The sequence below is a fragment of the Lichenicoccus sp. genome (assembly GCF_965277665.1).
GTDB lineage: Bacteria > Pseudomonadota > Alphaproteobacteria > Acetobacterales > Acetobacteraceae > Lichenicoccus.
In genome coordinates this window covers 3,377,525-3,400,397 of record NZ_OZ255835.1, presented here as the reverse complement: position 1 = coordinate 3,400,397, position 22,873 = coordinate 3,377,525, and the positions used below count along the sequence as shown (strand labels likewise).

The 22,873-nt window shown below is 69.9% G+C and carries 23 protein-coding genes; 16 read left to right on the top strand and 7 right to left on the bottom strand.

Annotated elements, in window-relative coordinates:
- The first annotated feature begins 154 nt into the window (after nt 1–154).
- Both ACQY4O_RS15890 and ACQY4O_RS15885 read left to right on the top strand, forming a co-directional pair.
- Entirely contained in the window at nt 155–1,483 is a 1,329-nt protein-coding gene (locus ACQY4O_RS15890; protein WP_428377321.1) for a bifunctional folylpolyglutamate synthase/dihydrofolate synthase, read from the top strand.
- A 243-nt stretch (nt 1,484–1,726) separates the two neighbouring features.
- The gene (locus ACQY4O_RS15885; RefSeq protein ID WP_428377320.1) at nt 1,727–2,686 is read left to right on the top strand and encodes a nucleoside hydrolase; all 960 of its coding nucleotides are present in this window, start codon (nt 1,727–1,729) and stop codon (nt 2,684–2,686) included.
- A 108-nt stretch (nt 2,687–2,794) separates the two neighbouring features.
- On the opposite strand, the gene ACQY4O_RS15880 is transcribed toward ACQY4O_RS15885, so the two are convergent.
- Nucleotides 2,795–3,283: a Fur family transcriptional regulator gene (locus tag ACQY4O_RS15880; protein WP_428377319.1), complete on the bottom strand. Its 489-nt coding sequence runs from the start codon at nt 3,281–3,283 to the stop codon at nt 2,795–2,797.
- A gap of 58 nt (nt 3,284–3,341) precedes the next feature.
- Between ACQY4O_RS15880 and ACQY4O_RS15875 the strand changes: the two genes are divergently transcribed.
- The 3 genes from ACQY4O_RS15875 to ACQY4O_RS15865 are packed head-to-tail and all read left to right on the top strand — an operon-like array spanning nt 3,342 to nt 5,974.
- Nucleotides 3,342–4,304 carry a metal ABC transporter solute-binding protein, Zn/Mn family gene (locus ACQY4O_RS15875; RefSeq protein WP_428377318.1) on the top strand — a complete coding sequence of 321 codons (963 nt, stop codon included), beginning with the start codon at nt 3,342–3,344 and terminating at the stop codon, nt 4,302–4,304.
- Between the two features lie 51 nt (nt 4,305–4,355).
- Nucleotides 4,356–5,183 carry a metal ABC transporter ATP-binding protein gene (locus ACQY4O_RS15870; RefSeq protein ID WP_428377317.1) on the top strand — a complete coding sequence of 276 codons (828 nt, stop codon included), beginning with the start codon at nt 4,356–4,358 and terminating at the stop codon, nt 5,181–5,183.
- Nucleotides 5,183–5,974 (top strand): metal ABC transporter permease, encoded by a 792-nt coding sequence (locus ACQY4O_RS15865; protein ID WP_428377316.1) that lies wholly within the window; start codon nt 5,183–5,185, stop codon nt 5,972–5,974. Before ACQY4O_RS15870 ends, ACQY4O_RS15865 begins: the two co-directional genes overlap by 1 nt.
- Here the strand turns inward: ACQY4O_RS15865 and ACQY4O_RS15860 are convergent.
- The gene (locus tag ACQY4O_RS15860) at nt 5,966–6,346 is read right to left on the bottom strand and encodes a Rid family hydrolase (protein ID WP_428377315.1); all 381 of its coding nucleotides are present in this window, start codon (nt 6,344–6,346) and stop codon (nt 5,966–5,968) included. The genes ACQY4O_RS15865 and ACQY4O_RS15860 overlap by 9 nt on opposite strands.
- A gap of 222 nt (nt 6,347–6,568) precedes the next feature.
- Here ACQY4O_RS15860 and ACQY4O_RS15855 point away from each other — a divergent pair, with 222 nt between their 5' ends.
- The 10 genes from ACQY4O_RS15855 (at nt 6,569) to ACQY4O_RS15810 (ending at nt 15,549) form a co-directional block, all read left to right on the top strand.
- Nucleotides 6,569–6,997, top strand: coding sequence for an HPr kinase/phosphorylase (locus tag ACQY4O_RS15855; protein ID WP_428377314.1), 429 nt, complete (start codon nt 6,569–6,571; stop codon nt 6,995–6,997).
- Nucleotides 6,994–7,932: an RNase adapter RapZ gene (gene rapZ / locus ACQY4O_RS15850; RefSeq protein WP_428377313.1), complete on the top strand. Its 939-nt coding sequence runs from the start codon at nt 6,994–6,996 to the stop codon at nt 7,930–7,932. Before ACQY4O_RS15855 ends, rapZ begins: the two co-directional genes overlap by 4 nt.
- Nucleotides 7,929–8,405 carry a PTS sugar transporter subunit IIA gene (locus tag ACQY4O_RS15845; RefSeq protein ID WP_428377312.1) on the top strand — a complete coding sequence of 159 codons (477 nt, stop codon included), beginning with the start codon at nt 7,929–7,931 and terminating at the stop codon, nt 8,403–8,405. The genes rapZ and ACQY4O_RS15845 overlap by 4 nt, the downstream gene beginning before the upstream one ends.
- Nucleotides 8,406–8,416: 11 nt before the next feature.
- A complete protein-coding gene (locus ACQY4O_RS15840) occupies nt 8,417–8,731 on the top strand; it encodes an HPr family phosphocarrier protein (RefSeq protein ID WP_428377311.1) in 315 nt (104 codons plus the stop codon).
- Nucleotides 8,718–10,556, top strand: coding sequence for a phosphoenolpyruvate--protein phosphotransferase (gene ptsP, locus ACQY4O_RS15835; protein ID WP_428377310.1), 1,839 nt, complete (start codon nt 8,718–8,720; stop codon nt 10,554–10,556). The genes ACQY4O_RS15840 and ptsP overlap by 14 nt, the downstream gene beginning before the upstream one ends.
- Nucleotides 10,557–10,921: 365 nt before the next feature.
- Nucleotides 10,922–12,541 carry a bifunctional phosphoribosylaminoimidazolecarboxamide formyltransferase/IMP cyclohydrolase gene (gene purH, locus ACQY4O_RS15830; protein WP_428377309.1) on the top strand — a complete coding sequence of 540 codons (1,620 nt, stop codon included), beginning with the start codon at nt 10,922–10,924 and terminating at the stop codon, nt 12,539–12,541.
- A gap of 21 nt (nt 12,542–12,562) precedes the next feature.
- Complete coding sequence (locus ACQY4O_RS15825; protein ID WP_428377308.1) at nt 12,563–13,747, top strand: pyridoxal phosphate-dependent aminotransferase; 1,185 nt, start codon at nt 12,563–12,565, stop codon at nt 13,745–13,747.
- Nucleotide 13,748: 1 nt separating this feature from the next.
- Nucleotides 13,749–14,393: a LolA family protein gene (locus tag ACQY4O_RS15820; protein ID WP_428377307.1), complete on the top strand. Its 645-nt coding sequence runs from the start codon at nt 13,749–13,751 to the stop codon at nt 14,391–14,393.
- A gap of 69 nt (nt 14,394–14,462) precedes the next feature.
- The gene (locus ACQY4O_RS15815; protein ID WP_428377306.1) at nt 14,463–15,275 is read left to right on the top strand and encodes a gamma-glutamyl-gamma-aminobutyrate hydrolase family protein; all 813 of its coding nucleotides are present in this window, start codon (nt 14,463–14,465) and stop codon (nt 15,273–15,275) included.
- Between the two features lie 82 nt (nt 15,276–15,357).
- Complete coding sequence (locus ACQY4O_RS15810; protein WP_428377305.1) at nt 15,358–15,549, top strand: CsbD family protein; 192 nt, start codon at nt 15,358–15,360, stop codon at nt 15,547–15,549.
- Between the two features lie 48 nt (nt 15,550–15,597).
- On the opposite strand, the gene rsmI is transcribed toward ACQY4O_RS15810, so the two are convergent.
- The gene (gene rsmI / locus ACQY4O_RS15805; protein ID WP_428377304.1) at nt 15,598–16,614 is read right to left on the bottom strand and encodes a 16S rRNA (cytidine(1402)-2'-O)-methyltransferase; all 1,017 of its coding nucleotides are present in this window, start codon (nt 16,612–16,614) and stop codon (nt 15,598–15,600) included.
- Between rsmI and ACQY4O_RS15800 the strand changes: the two genes are divergently transcribed.
- Nucleotides 16,599–17,912: a penicillin-binding protein activator gene (locus ACQY4O_RS15800; RefSeq protein ID WP_428377303.1), complete on the top strand. Its 1,314-nt coding sequence runs from the start codon at nt 16,599–16,601 to the stop codon at nt 17,910–17,912. The two genes, rsmI and ACQY4O_RS15800, sit on opposite strands and share 16 nt — an antisense overlap.
- A 160-nt stretch (nt 17,913–18,072) precedes the next feature.
- On the opposite strand, the gene ACQY4O_RS15795 is transcribed toward ACQY4O_RS15800, so the two are convergent.
- The 4 genes from ACQY4O_RS15795 to aroC form a co-directional block, all read right to left on the bottom strand.
- The gene (locus tag ACQY4O_RS15795) at nt 18,073–18,438 is read right to left on the bottom strand and encodes a hypothetical protein (RefSeq protein WP_428377302.1); all 366 of its coding nucleotides are present in this window, start codon (nt 18,436–18,438) and stop codon (nt 18,073–18,075) included.
- A 227-nt stretch (nt 18,439–18,665) separates the two neighbouring features.
- The gene (gene lpxK / locus ACQY4O_RS15790) at nt 18,666–19,664 is read right to left on the bottom strand and encodes a tetraacyldisaccharide 4'-kinase (RefSeq protein ID WP_428377301.1); all 999 of its coding nucleotides are present in this window, start codon (nt 19,662–19,664) and stop codon (nt 18,666–18,668) included.
- Nucleotides 19,664–21,631 (bottom strand): glycosyltransferase N-terminal domain-containing protein, encoded by a 1,968-nt coding sequence (locus tag ACQY4O_RS15785; protein WP_428377300.1) that lies wholly within the window; start codon nt 21,629–21,631, stop codon nt 19,664–19,666. The genes lpxK and ACQY4O_RS15785 overlap by 1 nt, the downstream gene beginning before the upstream one ends.
- Nucleotides 21,632–21,654: 23 nt before the next feature.
- Nucleotides 21,655–22,758, bottom strand: coding sequence for a chorismate synthase (aroC, locus tag ACQY4O_RS15780; protein ID WP_428377299.1), 1,104 nt, complete (start codon nt 22,756–22,758; stop codon nt 21,655–21,657).
- Nucleotides 22,759–22,873: the final 115 nt, after the last annotated feature.

The window sequence follows — 22,873 nt, the reverse complement described above, 5'->3', positions numbered from 1 at the left end:
CTACGGCGGTCATCCAACGCGACTTTCTGCGCTTCCGGTGCTCACCGCCAGGGGGCGGCTCCGCTCCGGTTCTCGGAAGCCACGCCGGACGGCGCAAAGCTAGCGCCTCTGACTCCCCGTAGCGCATTCGCAAACGGCCTCTGAGTTGGGGAGAATGAGCCAGGCGCCGGGGCTTGCCGCGGCGCTTGGGGCGAGCCCGGAATTCGTCGGTCGGTCCGGTGCCGTGCTGGAGCGCCTGCACCGGCTCTACCCGGCGCTGATCGACCTGTCGCTCGGGCGGCTGCAGGGCCTGCTGGACGCGCTCGGCCATCCGGAGCGCAGGCTGCCGCCGGTTGTCCATGTGGCCGGCACCAACGGCAAGGGCAGCACCTGCGCGACCCTGCGTGCGATTGCGGAAGCGGCTGGCTGGCGCACCCATGTCACCATCTCGCCGCATCTCGTCGACATCACCGAGCGGTATCGTATCGCCGGTCAACTGGTCAGCGACGTTGAACTGACGTCGGTGCTCGAGGAGATCGAGCGGGTCAACCAGGGCGACGCCATCACCGTGTTCGAGGTGCTGACCGCCGCTGGCTTCCTGCTGTTCTCGCGTCATCCCGCGGACCTTGCCATCATCGAGGTCGGGCTCGGCGGCCGATACGATGCCACCAACGTGCTGCCCAGTGCCGCCGCCTCCGTCATCACCGCGATCTCGATGGACCATGAGGCGTTCCTCGGCGAGACGATCGAAGCCATCGCGGCGGAAAAGGCCGGCATCATCAAGCCGGGCGTTCCAGTGGTGACCGGCCGTCAGCCGGAGCCTGTGCTGGACGTGCTCGAGCGGGAGGCCAGGCGCCAGCGGGCCCGCCTGCTGCGGCGGGACCAGGACTGGCGCATCACATCCATCGGCGACGGCCTGCGCTACGAGGACGACGCCGGAGCGCTGTCTTTGCCGACGAGCGCGCTGCGCGGCCCGCATCAGATCGAGAATACCGGGCTTGCCGTCGCCGCATTGCGTGCCGCCGGCCTGAAGGTGCCGGAGCAAGCCTGGAGCGGCATCGCCTGCACAAGCTGGCCGGCCCGCATGCAGCGCCTCTCGGGCGCGCTCGCAGACGGTCTTCCGGATGGCTGGGAGCTCTGGCTGGATGGCGGCCATAATCCCGGCGCCGGCGTCGCGATCGGTGCAGTCCTCGCGACCTGGCATGACCGGCCGGTCGACCTGGTCATCGGCATGAAGCAGAGCAAGGATGCCGCCGGCTTCCTGCGGCCCCTGCTGGGTCATGCCCGCACGATCCATGCGGTTGTGGAGCCGCACCAGCACATGGCGCTGCCCGTCGAGGCGATCATCGAGGCGAGCGGCGGCCGGGCTCTGCCGGGTCCGACAGTGGCGGAGGCCTTGGCTTGCATCGTGCGGGAGGCGTCCGAGCCGGGCCGCATCCTGATCTGCGGCAGCCTCTACCTCGCCGGCGAGGTGCTGAAGGCGGATGGCTGGCGGCCATCCTGAAAACCCGCTTCCCTGAAGCCGGGAGGCCGTCCGAGTTGGTGAACCACCAAGTGCGAGGCTGCGGTTGCCTTTGCAGCCACATCGCGGTTTGCTCGGGTGAACCGGCGGCCATGCGTCGATTTCGTTCGAGGCAGCATCCGATCACATGGGATCGCTTTGCGATGCCGCGTGATGGATAAAGCTGCTGATCAAACGACAAGCAGAGCATGACTGGTCGTATCATGCTCTGGCTGGGGAACGCCGATGCGCAAGGTCATCTTTGACACTGATCCCGGCGTGGATGACGCGATGGCGCTGGCGTTCCTGACGCGCCGGCCGGAGCTGGAACTGGTCGGCGTGACCACCGTCCTGGGCAACGCCGATATCGAGACGGTCACCCGCAATGCATTGTTCCTGAAGGACCGGCTGGGCTTTGCGGCGCCGGTCGCGCAGGGTTCCGGTGTGACCGTGCTCGGCAAGCACGGCACCCACGCCAAGCATGTGCATGGCCAGAACGCGCTTGGCGACATCCCCATCCCGGATCTGATCACCAGCCGGCCGGACGGGCGGCGCGGTCATCGCATGATGATCGATCTGATACGCGCCAATCCAGGCACCGTGACCATCATCGCCGTCGGCCGGATGACCAACCTGGCGCGCGCCCTGGACAAGGATCCCGAGATCGCCCGGCTGGTGCAGGGCGTCGTGGTGATGGGCGGTGCGTTCGGCACCAACGGCCACACCGGCAACGTCTCGCCGGTTGCCGAGGCCAACATCGCCGGCGACCCCGAGGCGGCCGACGCGGTATTCACGGCGCATTGGCCGGTTACCATCATCGGCCTCGACGTAACTCAGGAGGTGGTGCTGGACGTACCGCTTCTGGAGCGTCTGCGCGATACCGGCGGCGAGTCGGGCCGCTTCCTCTACGATGTGTCGCGCAGCTACCTCGCCTTCCACCAGAAGACGCGCAAGCTGGACGGCATCTTCGCGCATGATAGCCTGGCGGTCGCCTATGCGGTGGATCCTTCCCTGTTCACCACCCGCCAGGGCCCGGTGCGTGTCATCTGCGGCGGCCTGGCGTCCGGGCAGACGATCCAGAAGATGCAACGCGCACCGTATCCCTCGACCGCCTGGGACCCGCATCCGTCGCAGTCCGTCTGTGTGGGAGTGGACGTGCCGCGCGTGCTCGACCTGTTCGCCAGCAGCTTCATCGGCAGCCCCTGACCGCCTTGTAGCCGCAGGCGCGGGCGCGGATGCGTGGGTAGCCGATCAGCCCTCCACTTGAGACCTCCATCCTGCGCTTCCTGCAACAGGCCGATCCGAGCGGTCCCGTCAGGCGGCGCAGCGCGCGCAGAGCCCCTCGATCTCGATGGTGCTCGCCAGCGGCCGGAAGCCGACGCGTCGCGCTGCGTCCCCGATCGCGGACCCGATCACGGCATCCTCGAGTTCCAGGACCGCGCCGCACTGCCTGCAGATCAGGAACTGCGCCGCATGATGCACCGAATCGCCTTCCGCCAGGTGTTTGTGGCCGTGCCCGTGCTGGATGCATCCCACGTAGGCGGAGAGCCGCTCGACCTTGTGGATCAGACCCTGCTCGAGCAGGAAGTCCAGCGCCCGGTAGATCGTCGGGGGTGCCGCACCCTTATGGTGCTCGCGCAGGCGGTCGAGCAGGTCATAGGCCGTCGCCGGACGCTCGGTGTCCAGGACCAGTGCCAGGACCTGCCGCCGCAGGCTGGTCAGGCGCGTCTCGCGGCGGTCGCAGATCCGGGCCGCCGCGGCGAGCTGCTGCTCGATCTCAGGCGAATAGCCGGAGCTGTCCATGACCACTTCCCACATGAAACGTTATAATATATCTTGAGCGGCTTTCCCGGAGGACAAGATGCGTCGTATTGCCGCTGCCGTCACTGCCCGCTTCCTGGCGGCCGGCCTGTTCGCTGTCCTGTCCACACGCACCCCGCCTGCCAGGGCCGCCGCGTCCCCGGCTGCTCCCCCTATCGTGGCGGCCCCGCGTATCGTGGCCGCCGAGAATGTCTATGGAGACGTCGCCTCGCAGCTTGCCGGAGCGGGAGCCCAGGTCAGCAGCGTGTTGTCGAATCCCAACCAGGATCCGCATTTGTTCGAGGCCAGTCCTTCGGTGGCCCGCGCCCTGTCCCGGGCCACCATCACGATCTCCAACGGCGCCGGATACGACGCCTGGATGAGCGGCCTGCTTGCAGCCTCGCCAGCCGCCGGGCGGCATGACATCGTCGTCGGCGACCTGCTCGGGGTCCGCCCTGGCAGCAACCCGCATCTCTGGTATGACCCGCAGACCATGGTCGTGTTCGCCGGCGGTCTTACCGAGGTCCTCGATGCTTGCGAGCCCGCGCGCGCCGCGGCGCATGCGGCGGCGCGTGACCGCTTCCTGGCGTCGCTGGCGCCGGTCACGAGGCGCATCGCCGAGATCCGCAGACGGTTCGGGGGCACCAGCGTCACCGCCACCGAGCCGGTGTTCGGGCTGATGTCGAACGCGCTCGGGCTGGTCATGCGCAACGAGCGCTTCCAGGTTGCGGTCATGAACGATGCCGAACCCAGCACCTCGGACGTCGTCGCCTTCGAGGACGACTTGCGCTCCCACCGGGTCGCGGTCCTGTTCTACAACAGCCAGGCCATCGACAATGCCGCGCGGCGACTGCTCGGCCTCGCCAGGACGGCTGGCATTCCCGTGGTCGGCGTGACCGAGACGGAGCCCGCCGGCCTGACATACCAGAGCTGGATGCTCCGCGAGCTCGATCTTGCGGAAAAGGCGCTCGCAGCGGCCGGCTCCGGCAAGCGTCCCAGCAAAGAGCCCAGCATCAAGCCATGAGTCGTCCGGCGTGAACGGCACGGCATGAGCCAGTCGCAGCCTACCATTCGCATGCGGCATGCAGCCCTGGCGGTGGGCGGCCGCCTGGTCCTGGACAGCGTCGACCTCAGCATCGAGCCCGGAGAGTTCGTCGGCGTGCTCGGCCCGAACGGCGCCGGCAAGACCACGCTGATGCGCGCGGTGCTCGGCCTGGTGCGTCCGCGCGCGGGACGCATCGAGGTGCTCGGCGAGCCGGTCCGGCGGGGCAATCCGGCCGTCGGCTACATGCCGCAGACGCGCAGCCAGGCGCCGTTTCCGCTGTCCGGCCGCAGCTTCGTCGCCGCGGCACTCGGCGGCCGTCGCTGGGGTCTGCCATGGATGAGCGACGCCAGCCGGCAGGAAGTCGAACGGGTGCTGGCACTGGTCGATGCGCAGGCGGTGGCCGATCGTCCGCTGGACCGCCTGTCCGGCGGCGAGCGCCAGCGCCTGCTGCTGGCGCAGGCCCTGCTCGGCCGCCCGCGCCTGCTGCTGCTGGACGAGCCCCTGATCAGCCTCGATCCGCCGCGCGCGGACGCCGTGGTGACGCTGGTACGGCGGGTGCAGCAGGCGCTCGGCATCACCGTGCTGTTCAGCGCGCACGAACTCAACCCGCTGCTGCCGGTGCTCGACCGCGTGCTCTATCTCGGCGGCGGCAGTGCGCGGCTCGGCCCGGTCGACGAGGTGATCACTGGTCCGGTGCTGTCGGCCCTGTACGGTGCCCCGATCGAGGTGCTGCATGTGCGCGGCCGCATCTTCGTGATGTCCGCCGGGCACGACCTCGAGCGCGGCATCCAGTGCGGCCCCGGCCATGCCTGCTCCGACCATGCGGCCCGGCCGGTGCGCCGCGAGGCGAGTGCCTGATGTTCGCCTACCAGTTCATGGACAACGCCTTCATCGCCGCGACCATCGTGGCGGTGGTCTCGGGCCTCGTCGGCTACTTCCTGGTCATGCGCGGACAGGCCTTTGCCGGGCACGCGCTGTCGCATGTCGGATTCACCGGCGCCACCGGCGCCGTGCTGCTTGGCCTGCCGCCGCTATGGGGCCTCGTCACCATGACGGTCGCGGCCGGCGTGGGCATCGGCCTGCTCGGCGAGCGGGTGACCAACCGCGATGTCGCCATCGGCCTGGTCCTCTCGCTCGCACTCGGCCTGGGGCTGCTGTTCCTGCATTTCTTCACCGCCTTTGCCACGCAGGCGACGGCGCTGTTGTTCGGCAACGTCCTGGCGGTGGACCGGCCGACGCTTTGGAGCCTCGCAGGGCTGGGCGCGCTGAGCCTGGGCTGCCTCGCGATCATTGCCAGGCCGCTGCTGTTCGCGAGCGTGCAACCCGACGTGGCGGAGGCGCGCGGGGTCAGCCTTCGCCTGGTGTCGGTCGCCTTCCTGGCCATCGTGGCGCTGGCGACCGCGGAATGCGCGCAGATCGTCGGCGTCCTGCTGGTGTTTGCCCTGATGGTCGGACCGGCCGCCTCGGCGCAGCATCTGACCGCCCGCCTGGGCCTCGGCCTGCTGCTGTCGGCGGTGCTGGCCCTGGCGGTAGCGTGGTCCGGCATCGCCATCGCCTGGTACACCGACTGGCCGGTCAGTTTCCTGATCAGCGCCCTCAGCATGGCGGCCTACCTCGCTGCCGCCGCCTTGGGCATACGATCAGCCTGACGGTTCGGCCGCCCGTGCGAACAGTTCGAGCTCGATCTGCATGCCGGCGATCTCGAAGCCATCGACGAACCGCAGGGTCGCGGCCGGCCGTGCCGCCCCGAACGCGTCGCGCAGATACGGAAAGCAGGCCGGGAAGGCGTCGGCGTCGTGCACGAGATAGACCACGCGCACCACGTCCTGCATCGAAAGCCCGGTCGTGGCGAGGGAGTCGGCGCCATTGCGCAGCGCCTGCCGGCACTGGTCCGACAGCCGGCGCGAGAAGCCGTTCTGGCCGCGGTCGAACCCGGTGACCTTGCGTATCTCGACCTCGCGTGGCCGGCCCTGGCGGCTCCGATGCTCGATCGCGGCGGGCGCGAACGTCCCGGACATCATGGCCGTCCGGGCTTTTGGCGCCGGCCTCACTAGCATCATGATGGACCTCTATGCCGGAAGCTCACAATTGCGTCACATTTCATGAAACGGCAATCATTATTTGGTCAGCTTGCGGCGATCTCCGGAACAGGGAGCCGCAGAGCCGCGCCGGGAGCAGCTTTATCGATTGCATGGCACCCGGGACAATTTTCATGTGCCCGGATGCTGCTCTAGCTTCAGCGGGTGAGAAGAGAGCTCCATGCCAGTTGTGCGTCCCTCGACGGCGCTGCGGTGCTGCTGCTCGGGCCGTCCGGAAGCGGCAAGTCCGACCTGCTGCTCCGCCTGCTCGATCGCGGCTTCTCCCTGGTCGCCGACGACCGCGTCGTGATCGAGGCCGGCAAGGCGGCGCCGGTGCCGGGTCTCGAAGGCCTGATCGAAATGCGCGGCCTCGGGATCCTGCGGCACGCCTATGAGGCGCCGGTCCGGCTGGCACTCGCATTCGAGCTCTCGCCGGCGGTGCCGGAGCGGCTGCCGCCTCGGATGGCGAGGCAGTTCCACGAGCTTCCGCTCCTGGCCCTCGATCCGCGTCCGGCCTCCGCGCCGTTGTTCGTGGCGCGCGCCCTGGCCTGCCTGCGCGATCCGCGACTGATGCAGACAGGCGCTTTCGCATGACGGATCCGCGCAGTGTCGTCCTGGTCAGCGGCCTGTCCGGCGCCGGGAAATCCTCGATCCTGCGCATCCTGGAGGATCTCGGCCACGAGGCGGTCGACAACCCGCCGCTGGCGACGATCGACGGCATCATCCAGCGCAGCACCGGTCCGCTCGCCATCGGGGTCGATGTGCGCACCACCGGCTTCGACACGGCCAGCCTGCTCGGCACTCTGGCGATGCTGCGCACCGATCTATCGCTCCGGCCGGAACTGGTGTTTGCCGTCGCCGAGGAGGCGGTGCTGCTGCGTCGCTACAGCGCTACCCGCCGGCGCCACCCGATGGCCCGCGGCGGCGCGGTCGCCGACGGCATTGCCGCCGAGATCGCGCTGACCGCGCCGCTGCGCAGCGACGCCGACTGGGTACTCGACACCTCCGAACTGCCGCCGCCGGAGCTGCGCCGCCTGGTCGAGGCGCGGTTCGGCGCCGGGTCGGAAGAGGATGGACAGGGTCTGACGCTATCCCTCACCTCCTTTGCGTTTCCCGCAGGTCTGCCCCGCGAATCCGACATGGTTTTCGATGCAAGATTCCTGCGTAACCCGTTCTACGACACCAGATTGTCATCAATGACCGGATTGGATGACGCAGTCGTCTCCTACGTGATGACCGATCCCGACTATCAGGTGTTCCTGGACAAGATCCATGGGCTGTTGCGATTGGTATTGCCGCGTTTCGTAACCGAGGGAAAAAAATACGCCACGGTCGCGGTGGGCTGTTCCGGTGGTCGGCACCGCTCTGTGGCGTTGGTCGAGGCGCTGGCGAGGTTGCTGAGAGGCGACCCTGCCCGCGGCAGTTGGGATGCGAATGAACAACCGGTTCGGGATGAAGCTCTCCGTCATGTCAGGTCGCCGATCATCGTGAGACATCGTGAACTGGCCAGGCCGGGTACGACATCATGATCGGGATGGTCCTGATCACCCACGGCGAACTCGGCGAGACGATGCGCGCTGCCATGGAGCATGTTGTCGGGCCGCAGAAGCAGGTCGGCACGCTCAGCATCGGCGCCGAGGACCAGATCACAGGGTGCCGAAAGGCGCTGCAGGCGGAGATCGACCGGGTCGATACCGGCGACGGGGTCATGCTGCTGACCGACATGTTCGGCAGTACGCCGTCCAATCTCGCCATCGCTGCCATGGAGCGCGGCGGCGTCGAGGTCATCGCCGGGGTCAACCTGCCGATGCTGGTCAAGCTGGCGAAGGTGCGCTCGCAGCGCACCCTGGAGGAATGCACCGACATCGCCGAGATGGCCGGGCGCAAGTATATCGCGGCGGCGTCGCATCTGCCCTCGAGCTGCCTCGGCGGCGCCGCGTGTTGCGGCAACAGCCTGGTGAGCCCGGAATCGCCACCGGTCCTGGCGCCCGTCGCAGGCTGAGGACCGTCCCGGTGGCCGGAGAGGATGAGGCTGCTCGCGTGGCGTCAGGCGGCGACGCGGTCCATCGCATCGTCACCATCGTCAATCAGCGCGGCCTGCATGCGCGGGCGGCCGCCAAGTTCGTCACCACCGCGGAGCGCTTCGGGGCCATGATCGAAGTGGCGCGCGAGGGTGAACTTGTCGCGGCGCGCTCGATCATGGGCCTGATGATGCTCGGAGCCGGGCGCGGCTCGACGATCGAGCTGATCGCCGAGGGCTGGGATGCGCGCGAAGCCCTCGACGCGCTGGTGGCGCTGGTCGAGTGCGGCTTCAATGAGCAGGACTGAACCCAAGGCTGCCGGGCGCCGGCGCAAGGCTCCGCCGGAGCGCCGCTTCAGCGGCGTTGCGATCTACCCGGGCATCGCCATCGGGCCGGTCGCCATGGCGACCGAGGCACCGGCCCCCTCCGTGGCACTCCGGATCGAGCCGGGCTGCGAAGAGGCCGAGCAGCTTCGCCTGAACGAGGCGGTCGCACGTTCCCTCAAGCAGCTCGACAAGGTGCGCGCACGCCTCGCCATGCTGCCCGAGGAGACCCAGCACGAGATCGCGCCGTTGCTGGACGCATACCGCCAGATGCTCGGGCCCTCCCGCCTGCTGCGGGGCACCCGTCGCCGCATCCAGCAGGAGCTGGCCAGCGCCGAGGCCGGTGTGCTGGCCGAGGCGGAAGCCCTCGCCGAGCGGCTGCAGGCGCCGGTCGGCACGGCCGCGGATACCGAGGATGCGGCCGCCGCCAACCGCCGCGCCGACGAGGTGCGCGAGATCGCCCGACGGCTCGTTCGCAACCTCACCAATGCGCCATACCGGTCGTTCGCCAACCTGCCGCCCGGCTCCGTGCTCGTCGCCGAACAGCTGCGACCGGCCGATGCGGCCCTGATCGATCCCTCGCGCGTGGCCGGCGTTGCCACCGACGAGGGCGGGGACGCCGATCATACGGCGATCATGCTGCGCGCGCTGGGCATCCCGTCAGTGCTCGGCGCGTCCGGTGTCGCCGCCGCCGCCCGGGCCGCCGCTTCGCAGGCCGGGGCGGCGGCGGTGATCGATGGTGCCGCCGGCACCGTGGTCATCGATGCGAAGCCGGCGACGCTGGCGGAGGCGCGGCGCGGCGTTGCCGCCTATGCCCGCACCCGGCAGAAGCTGGCGCGGCTGCGCCGGCTGCCGGCGGAGCTGTCCAGCGGCGAGCGCGTCGAGCTGCAGGCCAACCTCGAAATTCCGGCCGAGCTGCCGTTGATCGCCCAGTCCGGTGCGGCCGGCATCGGGCTGCTGCGCACGGAGTTCCTGTTCATCAACGCCGGGACGCTGCCCGACGAGGCCGCCCAGGAGATGGTCTATCGCGAGGTGATCGAGGCGATGGGCGAGGACTGCACGACGATCCGGGTGCTGGACTGGGGCGGCGAGAAGCAGAGCGAGGCCCTCGGCAATGCCGGCTTCTTCTCCGGCGATGTCGATCTCAACCCGGCCCTTGGCCTGCGCGGCCTTCGCCTGCTGCTGCTGCATCCGACTGTGCTGGAAACGCAGCTCGGTGCCATCCTGCGCGCCGCGACCGCGGGTCCTACGCGCATCCTGCTCCCGATGGTGACCTCGCTGGGCGAACTGCGCACGGCGCGCGAGATCTACGAACGGGTGTTCCGGCGGCTGCGCCGCAAGGGGGTGAAGCTGCCGGACCGGCCGCCCCCGCTCGGCGTGATGATCGAGACCCCGGCGGCCGCGATCAATGCGGAGGCGCTGGCGCTGGAGGCCGACTTCCTGGCCATCGGCACCAACGACCTCACGATGTACACCCTGGCGGTCGATCGCAGCGCGTCCGCGGTGGCGCGGCTGTACGATCCGCTGCATCCCGCCGTGATCCGGTTGATCGCCGATACCACCGCCGCCGCTCTGCGTCTGCGCCGCCCGGTCTCGCTCTGCGGCGAGATCGCGGGCGATCCCCGGGTGGTGCCTCTGCTGATGGGGCTGGGGCTGCGCTCGTTCAGCATGAATGCGTCGGCGGTGCCGCGGGTGAAGCAGGCGGTACGCGCGGTCAGCCTCGATGATTGCAGGCGGTTCGCCCGCCGTGTCAGCGACGAGGTCGATCCTGACCGGATCGCACGGCTGGTCGAGGAGTTCTCGGCATAGCGACCGGACGGACACATCTGCGTCGTTCCGCTCGGCGTTGCCGCGCCAGGTCTTCGGATCGGTCACGGCAGGGTTCCGAGACGGGCATTTGTGCAGGCCGGGCACGCGGGATAGATGGCGCCTTCTAGAGCAAGACCGGCTCAAGTTGAGCCGGTCTTGCTCTACCAGATTGATCTAGAGACTGATTCACGTCTCAGGCTGATTCAGCCTGAGACGTGAATCAGTCTCTAGTGTCCCGAACCAGAAGTTCGTAGGACTTCTGGTTCGGGACACTAGGCTTATCAACAAGATAGTGGCTTGCTCATTTCCAAAATTCGCGAGCGAATTTCGGAGGCAGGACACTAGCGCCACGGAAGGCCGCCTGCATGAGTTCCGCGATCCCCGCCGCCGGCGTCCCGGCTGACGCCGCGCCCGACATCGTACGGGTCCGCCGCGCGCTGATCTCGGTGTCGGACAAGGCCGGGCTGGTGGCACTCGGCGAGGCGCTGGTGCGGCATGGCGCCGAACTGCTCTCCACCGGCGGCTCCGCGCGCGCCCTGCGCGCGGCCGCACTGCCGGTGAAGGAGGTCAGCGAGCATAGCGGCTTCCCGGAGATCCTTGACGGCCGCGTCAAGACGCTGGTGCCGCAGATCCATGGCGGCATCCTCGCACGTCGCGACCTGCCGGCGCACCAGGCGCAGATGGCCGAGCATGCGATCGCTCCGATCGACCTCGTCTGCGTCAACCTCTACCCGTTCGAGACGACCGTGGCGTCCGGAGCCGCGGCCGCCGATTGCATCGAGAACATCGATATCGGCGGCCCGGCGCTGATCCGGGCGGCCGCCAAGAACCACTCCCATGTCGCGATCCTGACCGATCCCGCGCAGTATCCGGCGCTGATCCGGTCGCTCGCCGCGTCCGGCGGTACGACCAGCGCCGATCGCAAGGCCTGGGCGGCCGCGGCCTATGCCCTCACCGCCGCCTACGACGTCGCCATCGCGGCCTGGTTCGCGCACGAGGGCGGGGATGGCTTCCCGCTCCGGATCGGCCTCTCCGGCACCCGTGCCGAGGTGCTGCGCTACGGCGAGAACCCGCACCAGCAGGCAGCCTTCTATCGTGACGGCGGTGGCCGTCCCGGAGTGGCCACCGCGCGGCAGGTGCAGGGCAAGTCGCTGTCCTACAACAACCTCAACGACACCGACGCCGCCTTCGAAACCGCCTGCGAGTTCGAGCGGCCCACCGTGGTGATCGTCAAGCACGCCAACCCCTGCGGCGTCGCCTCGGCGGATACGCTCGAGACGGCGTGGGACAACGCGCTGCGCTGCGATCCGGTCTCGGCGTTCGGCGGCATCGTGGCGCTGAACCGGACGCTGGACGAGGCCACGGCGGCGCGCATCGCGGCGATCTTCACCGAGGTGATCGCGGCACCCGACGCCACCGAGGCGGCGCGCGCGGTGCTGGCGAAGAAGAAGAACCTGCGCCTGCTGCTGACCGGCAGCCTGCCGGACCCGGCAGCCGGCGGACTGGTCTGGCGCTCGCTCGCCGGCGGCTTCCTGGTGCAGAACCGCGACAGCGGCCGCATCGATCGCGACATGCTCCGGGTGGTGACGCGGCGCGCACCGAGCCCGCGGGAGCTCGATGACCTGATCTTCGCGTTCCGTGTCTGCAAGCATGTCAAGTCGAACGCCGTGATCTATGCCAGGGACAGCGCCACCGTCGGCATCGGCGCCGGACAGATGAGTCGCGTCGATTCCGCGCGGATCGCCGCCCTGAAGAGCCAGGAGGCTGCGCACGCGGCAGGCCTGGCCGTCTCGCTGGCGCAGGGCAGCGTGGTGGCCTCGGATGCCTTCTTCCCGTTCGCGGACGGCCTGGAGGCGACCATCGCCGCGGGTGCCACCGCGGTGATCCAGCCCGGCGGCTCGGTCCGCGACGAGGAGGTGATCGCCGCCGCGGATCGCGCCGGGGTCGCGATGGTGTTCACCGGCATGCGCCATTTCCGGCATTAGGACATCATGATGGATCAGTTGATGTCCTACCCGGCGGTTGCACGCGCCGCGATGGAGGGGCTGGACGGCTCGCTCATCCGGACCGTGTTCGCCGAGGGCGCCGGGCTCGAGGATGTCATTCCGCTCTGGTTCGGCGAGCCGGACGTGGTGACGCCCGGCTTCATCCGCGAGGCCGCCAAGCAGGGGCTCGATGCCGGCCGGACCTTCTACAACTCGAACTTCGGCATCGACGAACTGCGCGCCGCGATTGCGCAGTATCAGTCAGGGCTTGGCCGGAGTGTCCGCTTCGACGGCGTCTGCGTCACCGCCTCCGGCGTGAACGCGATCATGCTCGCCTGTCAGGCGCTGCTCGACCCAGGCGACCGGGTGGTGCTGCCGGAGCCGTTCTGGCCCAATCTCGCCGGCATCTCGCGCGTGCTCGGCGCCGAGGTGGCGACGGTACCGTTGCGGCTGCGCGGTGCGGCCTGGTCGCCCGCCTGGTCGGTGGACCTCGACGAGCTGCTGGCGGCACTCACCCCCGGCACCCGCATGGTCATGCTGAACGCTCCGGCCAACCCGACCGGCTGGATGCTGTCGCGTGCCGAGCAGGAGGTGCTGCTGGCGCATGGCCGGCGCCTGGGGATCTGGATCCTCGCCGACGACGTGTACGAGCGCGTGGTGTTCGACCAGCCTGCCGCGCCGGCCTTTCTCGACATCGCGCACGCAGACGACCGGCTGGTCTCGATCAACTCCTTCTCCAAGAGCTGGGCGATGACCGGCTGGCGGCTGGGCTGGATCAATGCGCCCAGCACGCTGATGCCGGCGCTGGGGAAGATCAGCGAGTTCAACACGTCCTGCACGCCGCCTTTCGTACAACTGGCCGGCATCGCGGCGCTGCAGCAGGGCGAGCCGTTCATTGCCGCCACCATGGCGCGCTACCGGGCGATGCGCGACCTCGCCTGCGCGCGGCTCGGTTCTATCCCGGGGGTGTCGGTGCCGGTTCCCGGCGGCGCGATGTACTCGTTCTTCGCAGTCGAGGGCTGCACGGACAGCCTGGCGCTGGCGCGTTCGCTCCTGCATGGCGCGCATGTCGGCCTCGCCCCGGGGCGGGCCTTCGGACCGGCCGGCGAGGGCTGCCTGCGGCTCTGCTTCGCGGTGGCCGAGGATCGCCTGCAGGCCGCGTGCGATCGCATCGCGGACCATCTCGCTCATACCGGAGGCCGCTGAGATGCGCCCGTCCCGGGAGCTCATGGTGCTGCTTGCCGCCCTATTCGTAGCCCTGGGCGCCACGAGGCCGGACCCCGCGGCCGCCCAGACGCCGGTCGCAGCCAGCCTGACGCCGGCCGACCGGGGCTGGGTGCAGCGCGTGCAGGACACGCTGAACGCGATCACCACCCTGAAGGCGCGCTTCCTGCAGATCGCGCCCGACGGCCGCACCACGCAGGGCACCGCCTGGCTCGACCGTCCCGGCCGGATGCGCTTCGAGTACGCCAAGCCGAGCCCGCTGCTGCTGGTGGCCGGCGGTGGCAAGCTGGTGTTCAACGACAGCGAGCTGAAGCAGACCACGGACGTTCCGCTGGACAAGACGCCGGTCGGCCTGCTGCTGCGCGCCAACCTGACCTTGTCCGGCGATGTCACCGTGACCGCGTTCCATCACGCCGGCGGCCAGTTGCAGATCACCCTGGTGCGGACCGCCTCGCCCGGCGACGGCAGCCTGACGCTGATCTTCTCCGACCAGCCGCTCGCGCTGCGGTCCTGGAGCGTGCTCGACGCGCAGGGCCGCGAGACCCGTGTCGACCTCTACGACGCCCGCCTCGGTCAGCCGCTGCCGCAGACCCTGTTCGACACCAGCATCGGCGAGCAGGGCGGCTAGACTTCAGAAATGCTCGACACCGGCAGGTAAACCTTCAAATCGCCCGGATCCTTGGCCATCATCAGGGCCATGAAGCCACTGATCGGTATCACCACCTGCCGCAAGTATTTCGGGCCGTTCGATATCGAGAACCATGCTGCGTCCGACACCTATGTGAAGGTGACGGACCGCGTCGTGCTCGGAGTTCCGGTGCTGATCCCGGCGAACGGCGAGGCGGTGGATGTGGAGACCCTGATCAACCGCCTCGACGGGCTGATCCTGACCGGCAGCCAGTCCAATGTCTCACCGGGCGAGTATGGCGGCGTCCCGCATCTGGCGGGCACGCCGGAGGACCAGATGCGCGACGCGGTGACCTTGCCGCTTACCCGCGCCGCGATCGCCGCCAGCCTGCCGGTGCTCGCGATCTGCCGCGGCTTTCAGGAGCTCAACGTGGCGCTGGGCGGCTCGCTGCATCAGCGGCTGCGCGACCTGCCGGCCCGTCTCAACCACTCCAACCAGGACCACGCGGATATCGCGATCCGGCGGGGCAAGGCGCACGACGTGGCGCTGGCCGATGGCGGCCTGCTGCATCGCCTGGCCGGCGGCCAGCAGGTGATCCGGGTGAACTCGCTGCATAACCAGGGCATCGAGCGCCTGGCCGCGCCGCTGAGCGTCGAGGCAATGGCGCCGGACGGCGTGATCGAGGCCGTGCGGGTGACGCTGGCGAGCGGACTGGCGCTGGGGGTGCAATGGCACCCGGAATACGATTTCGAGGTGGATCCGCTGTCGCGGGCCATCTTCATGGCATTCGGACGGGCCGTGCGGGCGCGGGTACGCGGCGACGGGCTGCCGGAGGACCTGCGCGTGCTGCCCTGCGAGCAGGGACGAACCGCCGCCGAGTGAGCAGGCCACCAGGCTCAGGCGGGGCAACCACGATCGCCAGCGTGCGTTGTTTTCATCGTCTGCCACTCATGGGAGAGAGACGATGGATAAAGACCGCACCGAGGGCATTGGTCACCAGGTGAAGGGTGCTCTCAAGGAGGGTGCCGGCAAGCTCACCGGGAACGAGCGCCTCGAAGCCGAGGGCAAGGTCGAGCGCACCGGCGGCAAGGTCCAGGAAGGCGTCGGCAAGGGTAAGGACACGCTCCGGGACGCCGCCGACAGCCTCAAGCGCTGATCTCCGGGCGCGTGACGAGATCAGGGGCGGTAGCCGGTGGCTGCCGCCCTATTTCGTTGTCCGGCTCAATTCGAGGGCGCGCGCATACACGACGCGTTTCGGCAGGTTGGTCGCTCCGGCGACCAGGCTTGCGGCATCCTTGACCGAGTGCCGTTCCAGCGCCTGCAGCAGGTCCTGGTCGAGCTTGTCCGTGCCGGTCGCGGCCGCCGGTGCCGGGCCGATGAGGACGGTGATCTCGCCGCGCGCCGGCTCCCCCTGGTAGTGCGTCGCCAGATCCCTCACCGTCCCGCGCCTCACCTCCTCGAACCGTTTGGTCAACTCACGCGCCACGGCCGCGTCGCGGTCTTTGAACATCTCGGCCAGGTCGACCAGCATCTCGGCAAGCCGGTGCGGCGCCTCATGCCAGATCAGCGTCGCCGACAGGCCGGCCTGCTCGGCGGCCCGCAGGACCGAGAAGCCCTCCCGGCGAGCCGTGCCGCGGGGTGGCGGAAACCCCACGAACAGGAACGGATGCGGCGGCAGCCCCGACAGTGTCAGGGCCATGATCGCGGCGTTCGGGCCGGGTGTCGCGGTCACCGGGACGCCCTCGGCGATGGCGGCGCGGGTCAGCCGGTAGCCGGGATCCGACAGCAGCGGTGTGCCGGCATCCGACACCAGGGCGAGCCGCTTGCCTTGCTTCAGCATCGCGACCAGGTGCGGCACCCGCTGCCGCTCGTTATATTCGTGCAGCGCCTCGAGGCGGGTCGCTATGCCGTGCGCCCCGAACAGGCGACTGGTCACCCGGGTGTCCTCGCAGAGCACGAGGTCGGCCTGCCGCAGGACAGCCATGGCCCGGAAACTCAGGTCCCCGAGGTTGCCGATCGGTGTCGATACGAGCACAAGACCGACTGGCAGGGGACCTGCCGACTGGAAACCTGGCAGGGGACCTGCCGACTGGAAACCTGGCAGGGGACCTGCCGACTGGAAACCTGGCAGGGGACCTGCCGACTGAAGACCGGCCCGATCCGGCGCGCCAGGGTTGACCTGAGAAGAATTTTGGGGAGTCGAGGATGCTTCGTCGGACATGGATGTTCCTCGCGCGGACGGGGACGCCCCGTCCAGTCCCGACCGCCATCCGCGTCGCGACCCTGGCATGCCTCGCCGGGCTCGCGGCCTGCACCACCGGGCCGATGGCCATGTTCGGCGGCACGTCGCAGCCGCCGCCGTTCGACCAGGGCAGCCCGGGAGCCGACCAGGCGGGGTCGCGCAGCACCCGCGTCGGGTTGCTGCTGCCGCTGACCGGTGCCAATGCGCCGCTCGGCCAGGCCATGCTGAAATCGGCGCAACTAGCACTGGATGCCCCGGGGGCTCCGGCGCTCGATCCGCAGGATACCGGGGACGCCCCGGGCGGTGCGGCACGCGCGGCACAGGCGGCACTCGGCGGCGGCGATGGCATCCTGCTTGGTCCGCTCACCTCGGCTGACACGGCGCAGGCAGCCCCGATCGCACATGCCGCCGGGGTGCCGATGCTGGCCTTCACCAGCGACCTGGCACAGGCGCAGCCGGGCATCTGGGTGATGGGCGTGACACCGGAGCAGCAGGTGCGACGGCTTGTGGCGGCGGCGAAGGCTGACAACCGCAACCGGATCGCGGCCTTGCTGCCGGACAACGCGCTGGGCCATTCGATGACGGACGCGTTGCGGCAGGCCTGTTCGGATGCCGGCCTGCCGGCGCCGGTGGTCGCGCAGCATGGCGAGAGCATGGAGAGCGTGAATGCCGCGATGCGCTCGCTGTCGGACTTCGCCGACCGGCGCGGGGCGATCGAACAGAAGGTGAAGGACGCCAAGGCCAGCCAGGATCCGGCGGTGCGCGCCACGGCGGCGGCACTCGGCCAGACACCGATCCCGCCGCCGCCGTTCGATGCGCTGCTGCTCGCCGATACCGGCATCGGCCTGCAGGAGGTGATCTCGGTCCTGGCCTATTACGACGTCTCGCCGTCGCAGGTGCGGATCATGGGACCGCTGCTGTGGGGCGCCTTCGCCGGCAAGCTGCATGCGCTGGAAGGTGCCTGGTTCGCCGGGCCGGATCCGCGCGACCGGCGCGGCTTTGCGTCCCTCTACGAAAAGAAGTTTGGCCAGCCACCGCGGCCGCTGGCCGACATCCCATACGACGCGGCGGCCCTGGCGGGCAGCCTGTCGCAGCGCGGCGGCTACGGCGTCGACACGCTGACCCGCGGGGACGGGTTCGCCGGGGTGGACGGGATTTTTGCCCTGCAGCCGGACGGCCACGTGCGCCGCGGCCTCGCCATCTTCCAGATCCAGCCCGGCGGCGGCGCCAGCATCATCCAGCCAGCCCCGGTCTCGCTAGGCGACACGAATACTTAGAGAGCCACCAAGATAGAAACGCCTGATGCTGGACGAGAGCGGCCCACAGGGCCGCGGCCGGCGTGACGTTTTGAGCACCGGAGCGGAGCGGCCTTCTCGGCCGTGAGCACCGGAGCGCAAAAACGGCGCGTCGGATCGCCAGCAGCAGGCGTTTCCAGGATCAGGCGGCGGCGATGGCCCCGCAGGAGAGGACGGGCCGGATGCAGTAGAGCGCCGCCTCGAAGCTCGCGAAGCTGCCGAGCTTGTGGTTGCGGACATGGTCGATCACCAGCCAGCGCATCCCTTCGGGACGGATCATGTATGCCGGGTCGGCGTTCTCGCGCACCCAGACCAGCACATGCTCGAGCGTCACCGGCTCGCGGTTCGACGCGGCACGCGGCGAGACGTCGACGTCGCACAGGCCCATCGAGGCCCCGGCTTGCAGCCAGCGCAGCAGGTACTCCCGGTGGCGCGGCAGGAAGGACAGCCGCAGGGACACGACGTTGGAGTTCGCGGGAAACTCGATCTGTGCTGCAGGTCTGGCCATGGGTGTGTCCCTCGCAACTTTGTGAGCCAAACTAATTGGTCCACACCGCCGGTGACAAAAGGATTCTGACGCTCACCGAAAAGCACCTCCCACACCCAGGGCCAGTGTGACATTTTAGCCAGGGTCTGTTACGAAATCGCCTCGTTCTTGCGATTCGCTCCAACCCTTGTGACTCCATCTTGTGTTTTTGAGCCGTGTCATCTTCCTCTAGGTGTTGCATCAAAGTTTTAGGCCAGTCCCTCGCTTTGGTTTCCAGCCTCCAGCAGCCGGTCCAGCGTGCCCTCGATCGCGGCCGGATCCGCCCACTGCAACCCGACGCCGAGCACCACGATCCCGGCACGAAACCCGGCCGGCAGGCGTATCGCGTCCTTCGGGGTGGTGACCAGCAACGCGCCCAGTGCCCGGGCCAGCTCCGAAAGCCGGCGCAGCTCGCCCGGGCGATAGCGGTGATGGTCCGCAAAGCCGGCCTCGGCGGCCACGTCGAGCCCGAGCGTGCGCAGGGACGCGAAGAACTTCTCGGGCCGCCCGATGCCGGCAAACGCGACCAGCCTGCGTCCGCGCAAAGACCGGGCTTCCGCCGACAGGGCCAGCTCGGCGCGCAGCACCGGCAGGGCGGCCGGCAACAAGGCGGCGACATTGCGCTGGTCAGGGCCGATCAGGATCGCGGCCCGCGCCCGCCCCGCCCCGGCCGCCACCGGTTCGCGCAGCGGGCCGGCCGGCAGCACGCAGCCATTGCCGAAGCCTGCCGCCCCGTCGATCACCAAAAGCGTGCAGTCCTGCACCAGCGTCGGGTTCTGCATGCCGTCATCCATGACCAGGCACCTGGCGCCGGCGGCGATGGCGGCCCGTGCCGAAGCCGCGCGATCCGCCCCTACCCAGGTCGGCGCGATGGCCGCCAGCAGCAGCGGCTCGTCGCCGACCTGGGCTGCATCATGCTGGGCCGGATCGACCCGCACGACGCCGCGCACCGTGCCCCGATAGCCGCGCGTCAACGCATGCACCACGACGCCGCGTGCCCGCAGCCGCGACAGCAGGTCGAGCGTCAGGGTGGTCTTGCCCGCACCACCGACGGTCAGGTTGCCGCAGCACAGCACCGGCACCGGCGCGTGCCAGCCTGGCCGCGCGAGCCGCCGCCGGGTAATGGCCTCGAACAGCCGGGCGCCAGGCCGAAGCAGGTGCGCGCGCAGCCCGGGCGTGGCGCTGGCCCAAAAGGCCGGCGCACGCATCAGGCCGCGTCCGTGAGGCCGAGCAGCCGACGTGCGAGGTCGACCGGCAGGCTGGAGGCCGGGGCGGCGATCAGCCGGGCTGCCTCCGCTCGCCTGGCCCGCAGGGCCGGGTCGTTCAGCATCGCGTCGGCCCAGTCGGCGATCGCCGCTGCCGTGGGTGTGACGGTCACCGCCTCCACCCAGTGCAGGGCTTCGAAGGCGGCGTTGAAGTTGCAGGTCAGCGGTCCGGTGGCAACCAGGCAGCCCAGCCGTGCCGGCTCGAAGGGGTTGTGGCCGCCGCCGGCGCCCCGGATGGCCGTCTGCAGGCTGTTGCCGAGGAAGGCGATCGGCGACAGGCGGTAGAGCAGCCCGAGCTCGCCGAGCGTGTCGCAGACCCAGAACGCCTGCGCCGGTCCGGGCAGCTCCCCGAGTGCGCGGCGCGGCGCGCCACCCAGGGCCCCGGCGATGCCGGCCCCGCGTTCGGGGTGCCTCGGCGCGATGATGGTCAGCAGCCCTGGCTGGCGGAGACGAAGCAAAGCGTGCGCCGCAGCCAGCACCGGCTCCTCGCCGTCATGCGTGCAGGCGGCGAGCAGGATCGGCCGGCCGCCGAGGGCAGCGCGCACGCGTTCGAGCTCGGCCGCGTCCACCGGCAGCGCCGACGCCGCCTGCTTCAGGTCGCCGGGTGTTTGCACATCCTGCGCGCCCAGCGCCCGCAAGCGGAGCGCGTCCTCGTCGCTGCGCGCGGTGATCCAGCTGAAGTGCCGGAGCAGGTCGCGCGACAGGCGCGGCAGTCGCTGCCAGCGTCTCGTGCTGCGATCGGACATGCGGGCGTTCAGCAGCGCCAGCGGCAAGCCGCGCCGGTGGACCGCGGCGATCAGGTTCGGCCACAGCTCGCTCTCGACCAGCGCCACCGCCTGCGGCCGCCAATGCGCCAGGAACCGGTGCAGCCAGCGCGGCACATCGAGCGGCATGAACTGGTGCAGCACGCGCGCCGCCAATCCCAGCTCCGGTAGGCGTTGCGCCAGCAGCCGCTGCGAGGTCAGCGAGCCGGTGGTCATCAGCACGTGCAGCGCCGGATCGAGGCGGCACAGCGCCTGCAGCAGCGGCAGCAGCGACACCGTCTCGCCGACGCTCGCCGCATGCAGCCAGATCAGGCGGCCGGGCGGCCGGGCCAGGCTGGCGCGCCCGCGCCGCTCGCCGAGGCGCGCCGCGAGCTCCTTGCCGCGCGCCACCCGGTGCCGCAGCAGCAACCGCAGCGGCAGCTCCGCCAAGCTTCCGGCGAGCCACCAGAGCCGGGCACTGGCCGGAGGTGCGGGCACCCTGGCAATCCGCCTGCCGGGCTGGTCGTCGTCGAGGGCGTCCAGGGCCCGCCCGATCACGTCGAAGCCCGCGTGCCAGCCCTGGCGCGGCACCGTGATCGGCGTGCCGCAGCGTATGGTGCCGCGGCCGAACGGCAGCGGCAGCATCATCCGGTCCCAGGAACGCAGGCGACGGCTCGGCCGGCAGAACACTGCGATCGGGACCACCGGCACGCCGGCGAGTGCCGCCAGCCGGGCACTGCCGGGCTGCGTCACCCGCCTCGGGCCGCGCGGGCCATCCGGCGTGATCGTCACCACCTGCCCGTCGCGCAGCAGCCCGAGCAGGTGGCGCAGCGCCGCCGCCCCGCCCTTTTCCGATTTGCCGGCGCGGGCGGAGGATCCGGTCACCGTATTGATCCGCCAGCGCCGGATGACGTCCGCGATCAGGCGCCCGTCGCGATGGCGGCTGATCATCACGTTGAGCGAGAGGTGCGGGTTCTCGCGCCGGGCCAGCAGCCAGAGCGCCGTCACCAGCGGCAGGTACTCGTGCCAGAACACCACGATGGCGGTGCGGCCGTCGCGGCCGGTCAGCAGGGCCCAGGTCTCGGCATCGGCCTGCAGCCGCCAGCGGGTGGAGCGAAGCGCGAGGTCGAGATACAGCCCGATCCCCCAGGCCGACACGGCCAGCATCGCCCGGCTGCGCAGCGCACGCTTCAGCAGGGAGTCTGGCTCGGATTCTGGGTCGGGCCTGGATTCTGGGCCCGGTGCCGTAGCAGGTGATCGGCCAGCACGCAGGCCAGCATGGCCTCGCCCACCGGCACCGCGCGTATGCCGACGCACGGATCGTGCCGCCCCGGGGTCGCGACATCGACCTCATGGCCGGAGCGAGTCACCGATTGCACCGGGGTCAGGATCGAGCTGGTCGGCTTGACCGCGAAGCGTGCTGTGATTGGCTGTCCGGTCGAGATGCCGCCGAGGATGCCGCCGGCATTGTTGGAACCGAACACCACCTCCCCATCTCGCAGCCGCATCGGGTCGGCGTTCTGCTCGCCACTGAACTCGGCGGCCGAGAAGCCCGCCCCGATCTCCACTGCCTTCACCGCATTGATGCTCATCAGGGCCGCGGCCAGGTCGGCATCCAGCTTGGCGTAGATCGGCGCGCCCAGGCCGGGTGCCACACCTTCGGCCTGCAGCTCGATGATGGCGCCGGCCGAGGAACCGCGCTTGCGTACCGCGCCGAGATACGCCTCCCAGACCGGCACGGTGCCCGCATCGGGGCAGAAGAGGGCGTTGCGGCCGACCTCCTCCCAGTCCCAGCGCGCGCGCTCGATGGGGTGCGGGCCGATCTGCACCAGGGCGCCGCGCACGCTGACGCCCGGTCCCAGCACCAGCCGGGCCACCGCGCCGGCCGCAACCCGCATCGCGGTCTCGCGGGCCGACGAGCGGCCGCCGCCGCGCGGGTCGCGTATGCCGTATTTGAGATCATAGGCAAGGTCGGCATGGCCGGGCCGATAGCGGTCGGCGACGGAGGCATAGTCGCGCGAGCGCTGGTCGAGATTGTCTATCACCAGGGAGATCGGCGTCCCGGTGGTACGGCCCTCGAACACCCCGGACAGGATGCGTACCGCATCCGGCTCCTGGCGCTGGGTGGTGAACTGCGACTGTCCCGGACGGCGGCGGTCGAGCCAGGGCTGGATGTCCGCCTCCGACAGCGCGAGGCGCGGCGGGCAGCCATCCACCACGCAGCCGATCGCCGGCCCGTGGCTCTCGCCCCACGTCGTGACCCGGAACAGGTGACCGAAGCTGTTATGCGACACCGACCCGCCTCGAGAACGCTACTACACCGGCAATCCGACGCGGCTCTCTGCGCTTCCGGTGCTCACGGCCAGAAGGCCGCTCCGCTCCGGTTCTCGATAGCCACGCCGGGCGTGC

Excerpts from the sequence above, each read along its gene's own strand:
- rsmI (WP_428377304.1), bottom strand. The coding sequence starts at position 16,614 with ATGTCCGACGAAGCATCCTCGACTCCCCAAAATTCTTCTCAGGTCAAC.
- ACQY4O_RS15810 (WP_428377305.1), top strand. The coding sequence starts at position 15,358 with ATGGATAAAGACCGCACCGAGGGCATTGGTCACCAGGTGAAGGGTGCT.
- ACQY4O_RS15875 (WP_428377318.1), top strand. The coding sequence starts at position 3,342 with ATGCGTCGTATTGCCGCTGCCGTCACTGCCCGCTTCCTGGCGGCCGGC.
- ACQY4O_RS15865 (WP_428377316.1), top strand. The coding sequence starts at position 5,183 with ATGTTCGCCTACCAGTTCATGGACAACGCCTTCATCGCCGCGACCATC.
- ACQY4O_RS15880 (WP_428377319.1), bottom strand. The coding sequence starts at position 3,283 with ATGGACAGCTCCGGCTATTCGCCTGAGATCGAGCAGCAGCTCGCCGCG.
- ACQY4O_RS15885 (WP_428377320.1), top strand. The coding sequence starts at position 1,727 with ATGCGCAAGGTCATCTTTGACACTGATCCCGGCGTGGATGACGCGATG.
- lpxK (WP_428377301.1), bottom strand. The coding sequence starts at position 19,664 with ATGCGTGCGCCGGCCTTTTGGGCCAGCGCCACGCCCGGGCTGCGCGCG.
- ACQY4O_RS15795 (WP_428377302.1), bottom strand. The coding sequence starts at position 18,438 with ATGGCCAGACCTGCAGCACAGATCGAGTTTCCCGCGAACTCCAACGTC.
- ACQY4O_RS15785 (WP_428377300.1), bottom strand. The coding sequence starts at position 21,631 with ATGCTGGCCGTGTCGGCCTGGGGGATCGGGCTGTATCTCGACCTCGCG.
- purH (WP_428377309.1), top strand. The coding sequence starts at position 10,922 with ATGAGTTCCGCGATCCCCGCCGCCGGCGTCCCGGCTGACGCCGCGCCC.
- ACQY4O_RS15845 (WP_428377312.1), top strand. The coding sequence starts at position 7,929 with ATGATCGGGATGGTCCTGATCACCCACGGCGAACTCGGCGAGACGATG.
- ACQY4O_RS15820 (WP_428377307.1), top strand. The coding sequence starts at position 13,749 with ATGCGCCCGTCCCGGGAGCTCATGGTGCTGCTTGCCGCCCTATTCGTA.
- ACQY4O_RS15860 (WP_428377315.1), bottom strand. The coding sequence starts at position 6,346 with ATGATGTCCGGGACGTTCGCGCCCGCCGCGATCGAGCATCGGAGCCGC.
- ACQY4O_RS15870 (WP_428377317.1), top strand. The coding sequence starts at position 4,356 with ATGCGGCATGCAGCCCTGGCGGTGGGCGGCCGCCTGGTCCTGGACAGC.
- ACQY4O_RS15815 (WP_428377306.1), top strand. The coding sequence starts at position 14,463 with ATGAAGCCACTGATCGGTATCACCACCTGCCGCAAGTATTTCGGGCCG.
- rapZ (WP_428377313.1), top strand. The coding sequence starts at position 6,994 with ATGACGGATCCGCGCAGTGTCGTCCTGGTCAGCGGCCTGTCCGGCGCC.
- ACQY4O_RS15825 (WP_428377308.1), top strand. The coding sequence starts at position 12,563 with ATGTCCTACCCGGCGGTTGCACGCGCCGCGATGGAGGGGCTGGACGGC.
- ptsP (WP_428377310.1), top strand. The coding sequence starts at position 8,718 with ATGAGCAGGACTGAACCCAAGGCTGCCGGGCGCCGGCGCAAGGCTCCG.
- ACQY4O_RS15800 (WP_428377303.1), top strand. The coding sequence starts at position 16,599 with ATGCTTCGTCGGACATGGATGTTCCTCGCGCGGACGGGGACGCCCCGT.
- ACQY4O_RS15890 (WP_428377321.1), top strand. The coding sequence starts at position 155 with ATGAGCCAGGCGCCGGGGCTTGCCGCGGCGCTTGGGGCGAGCCCGGAA.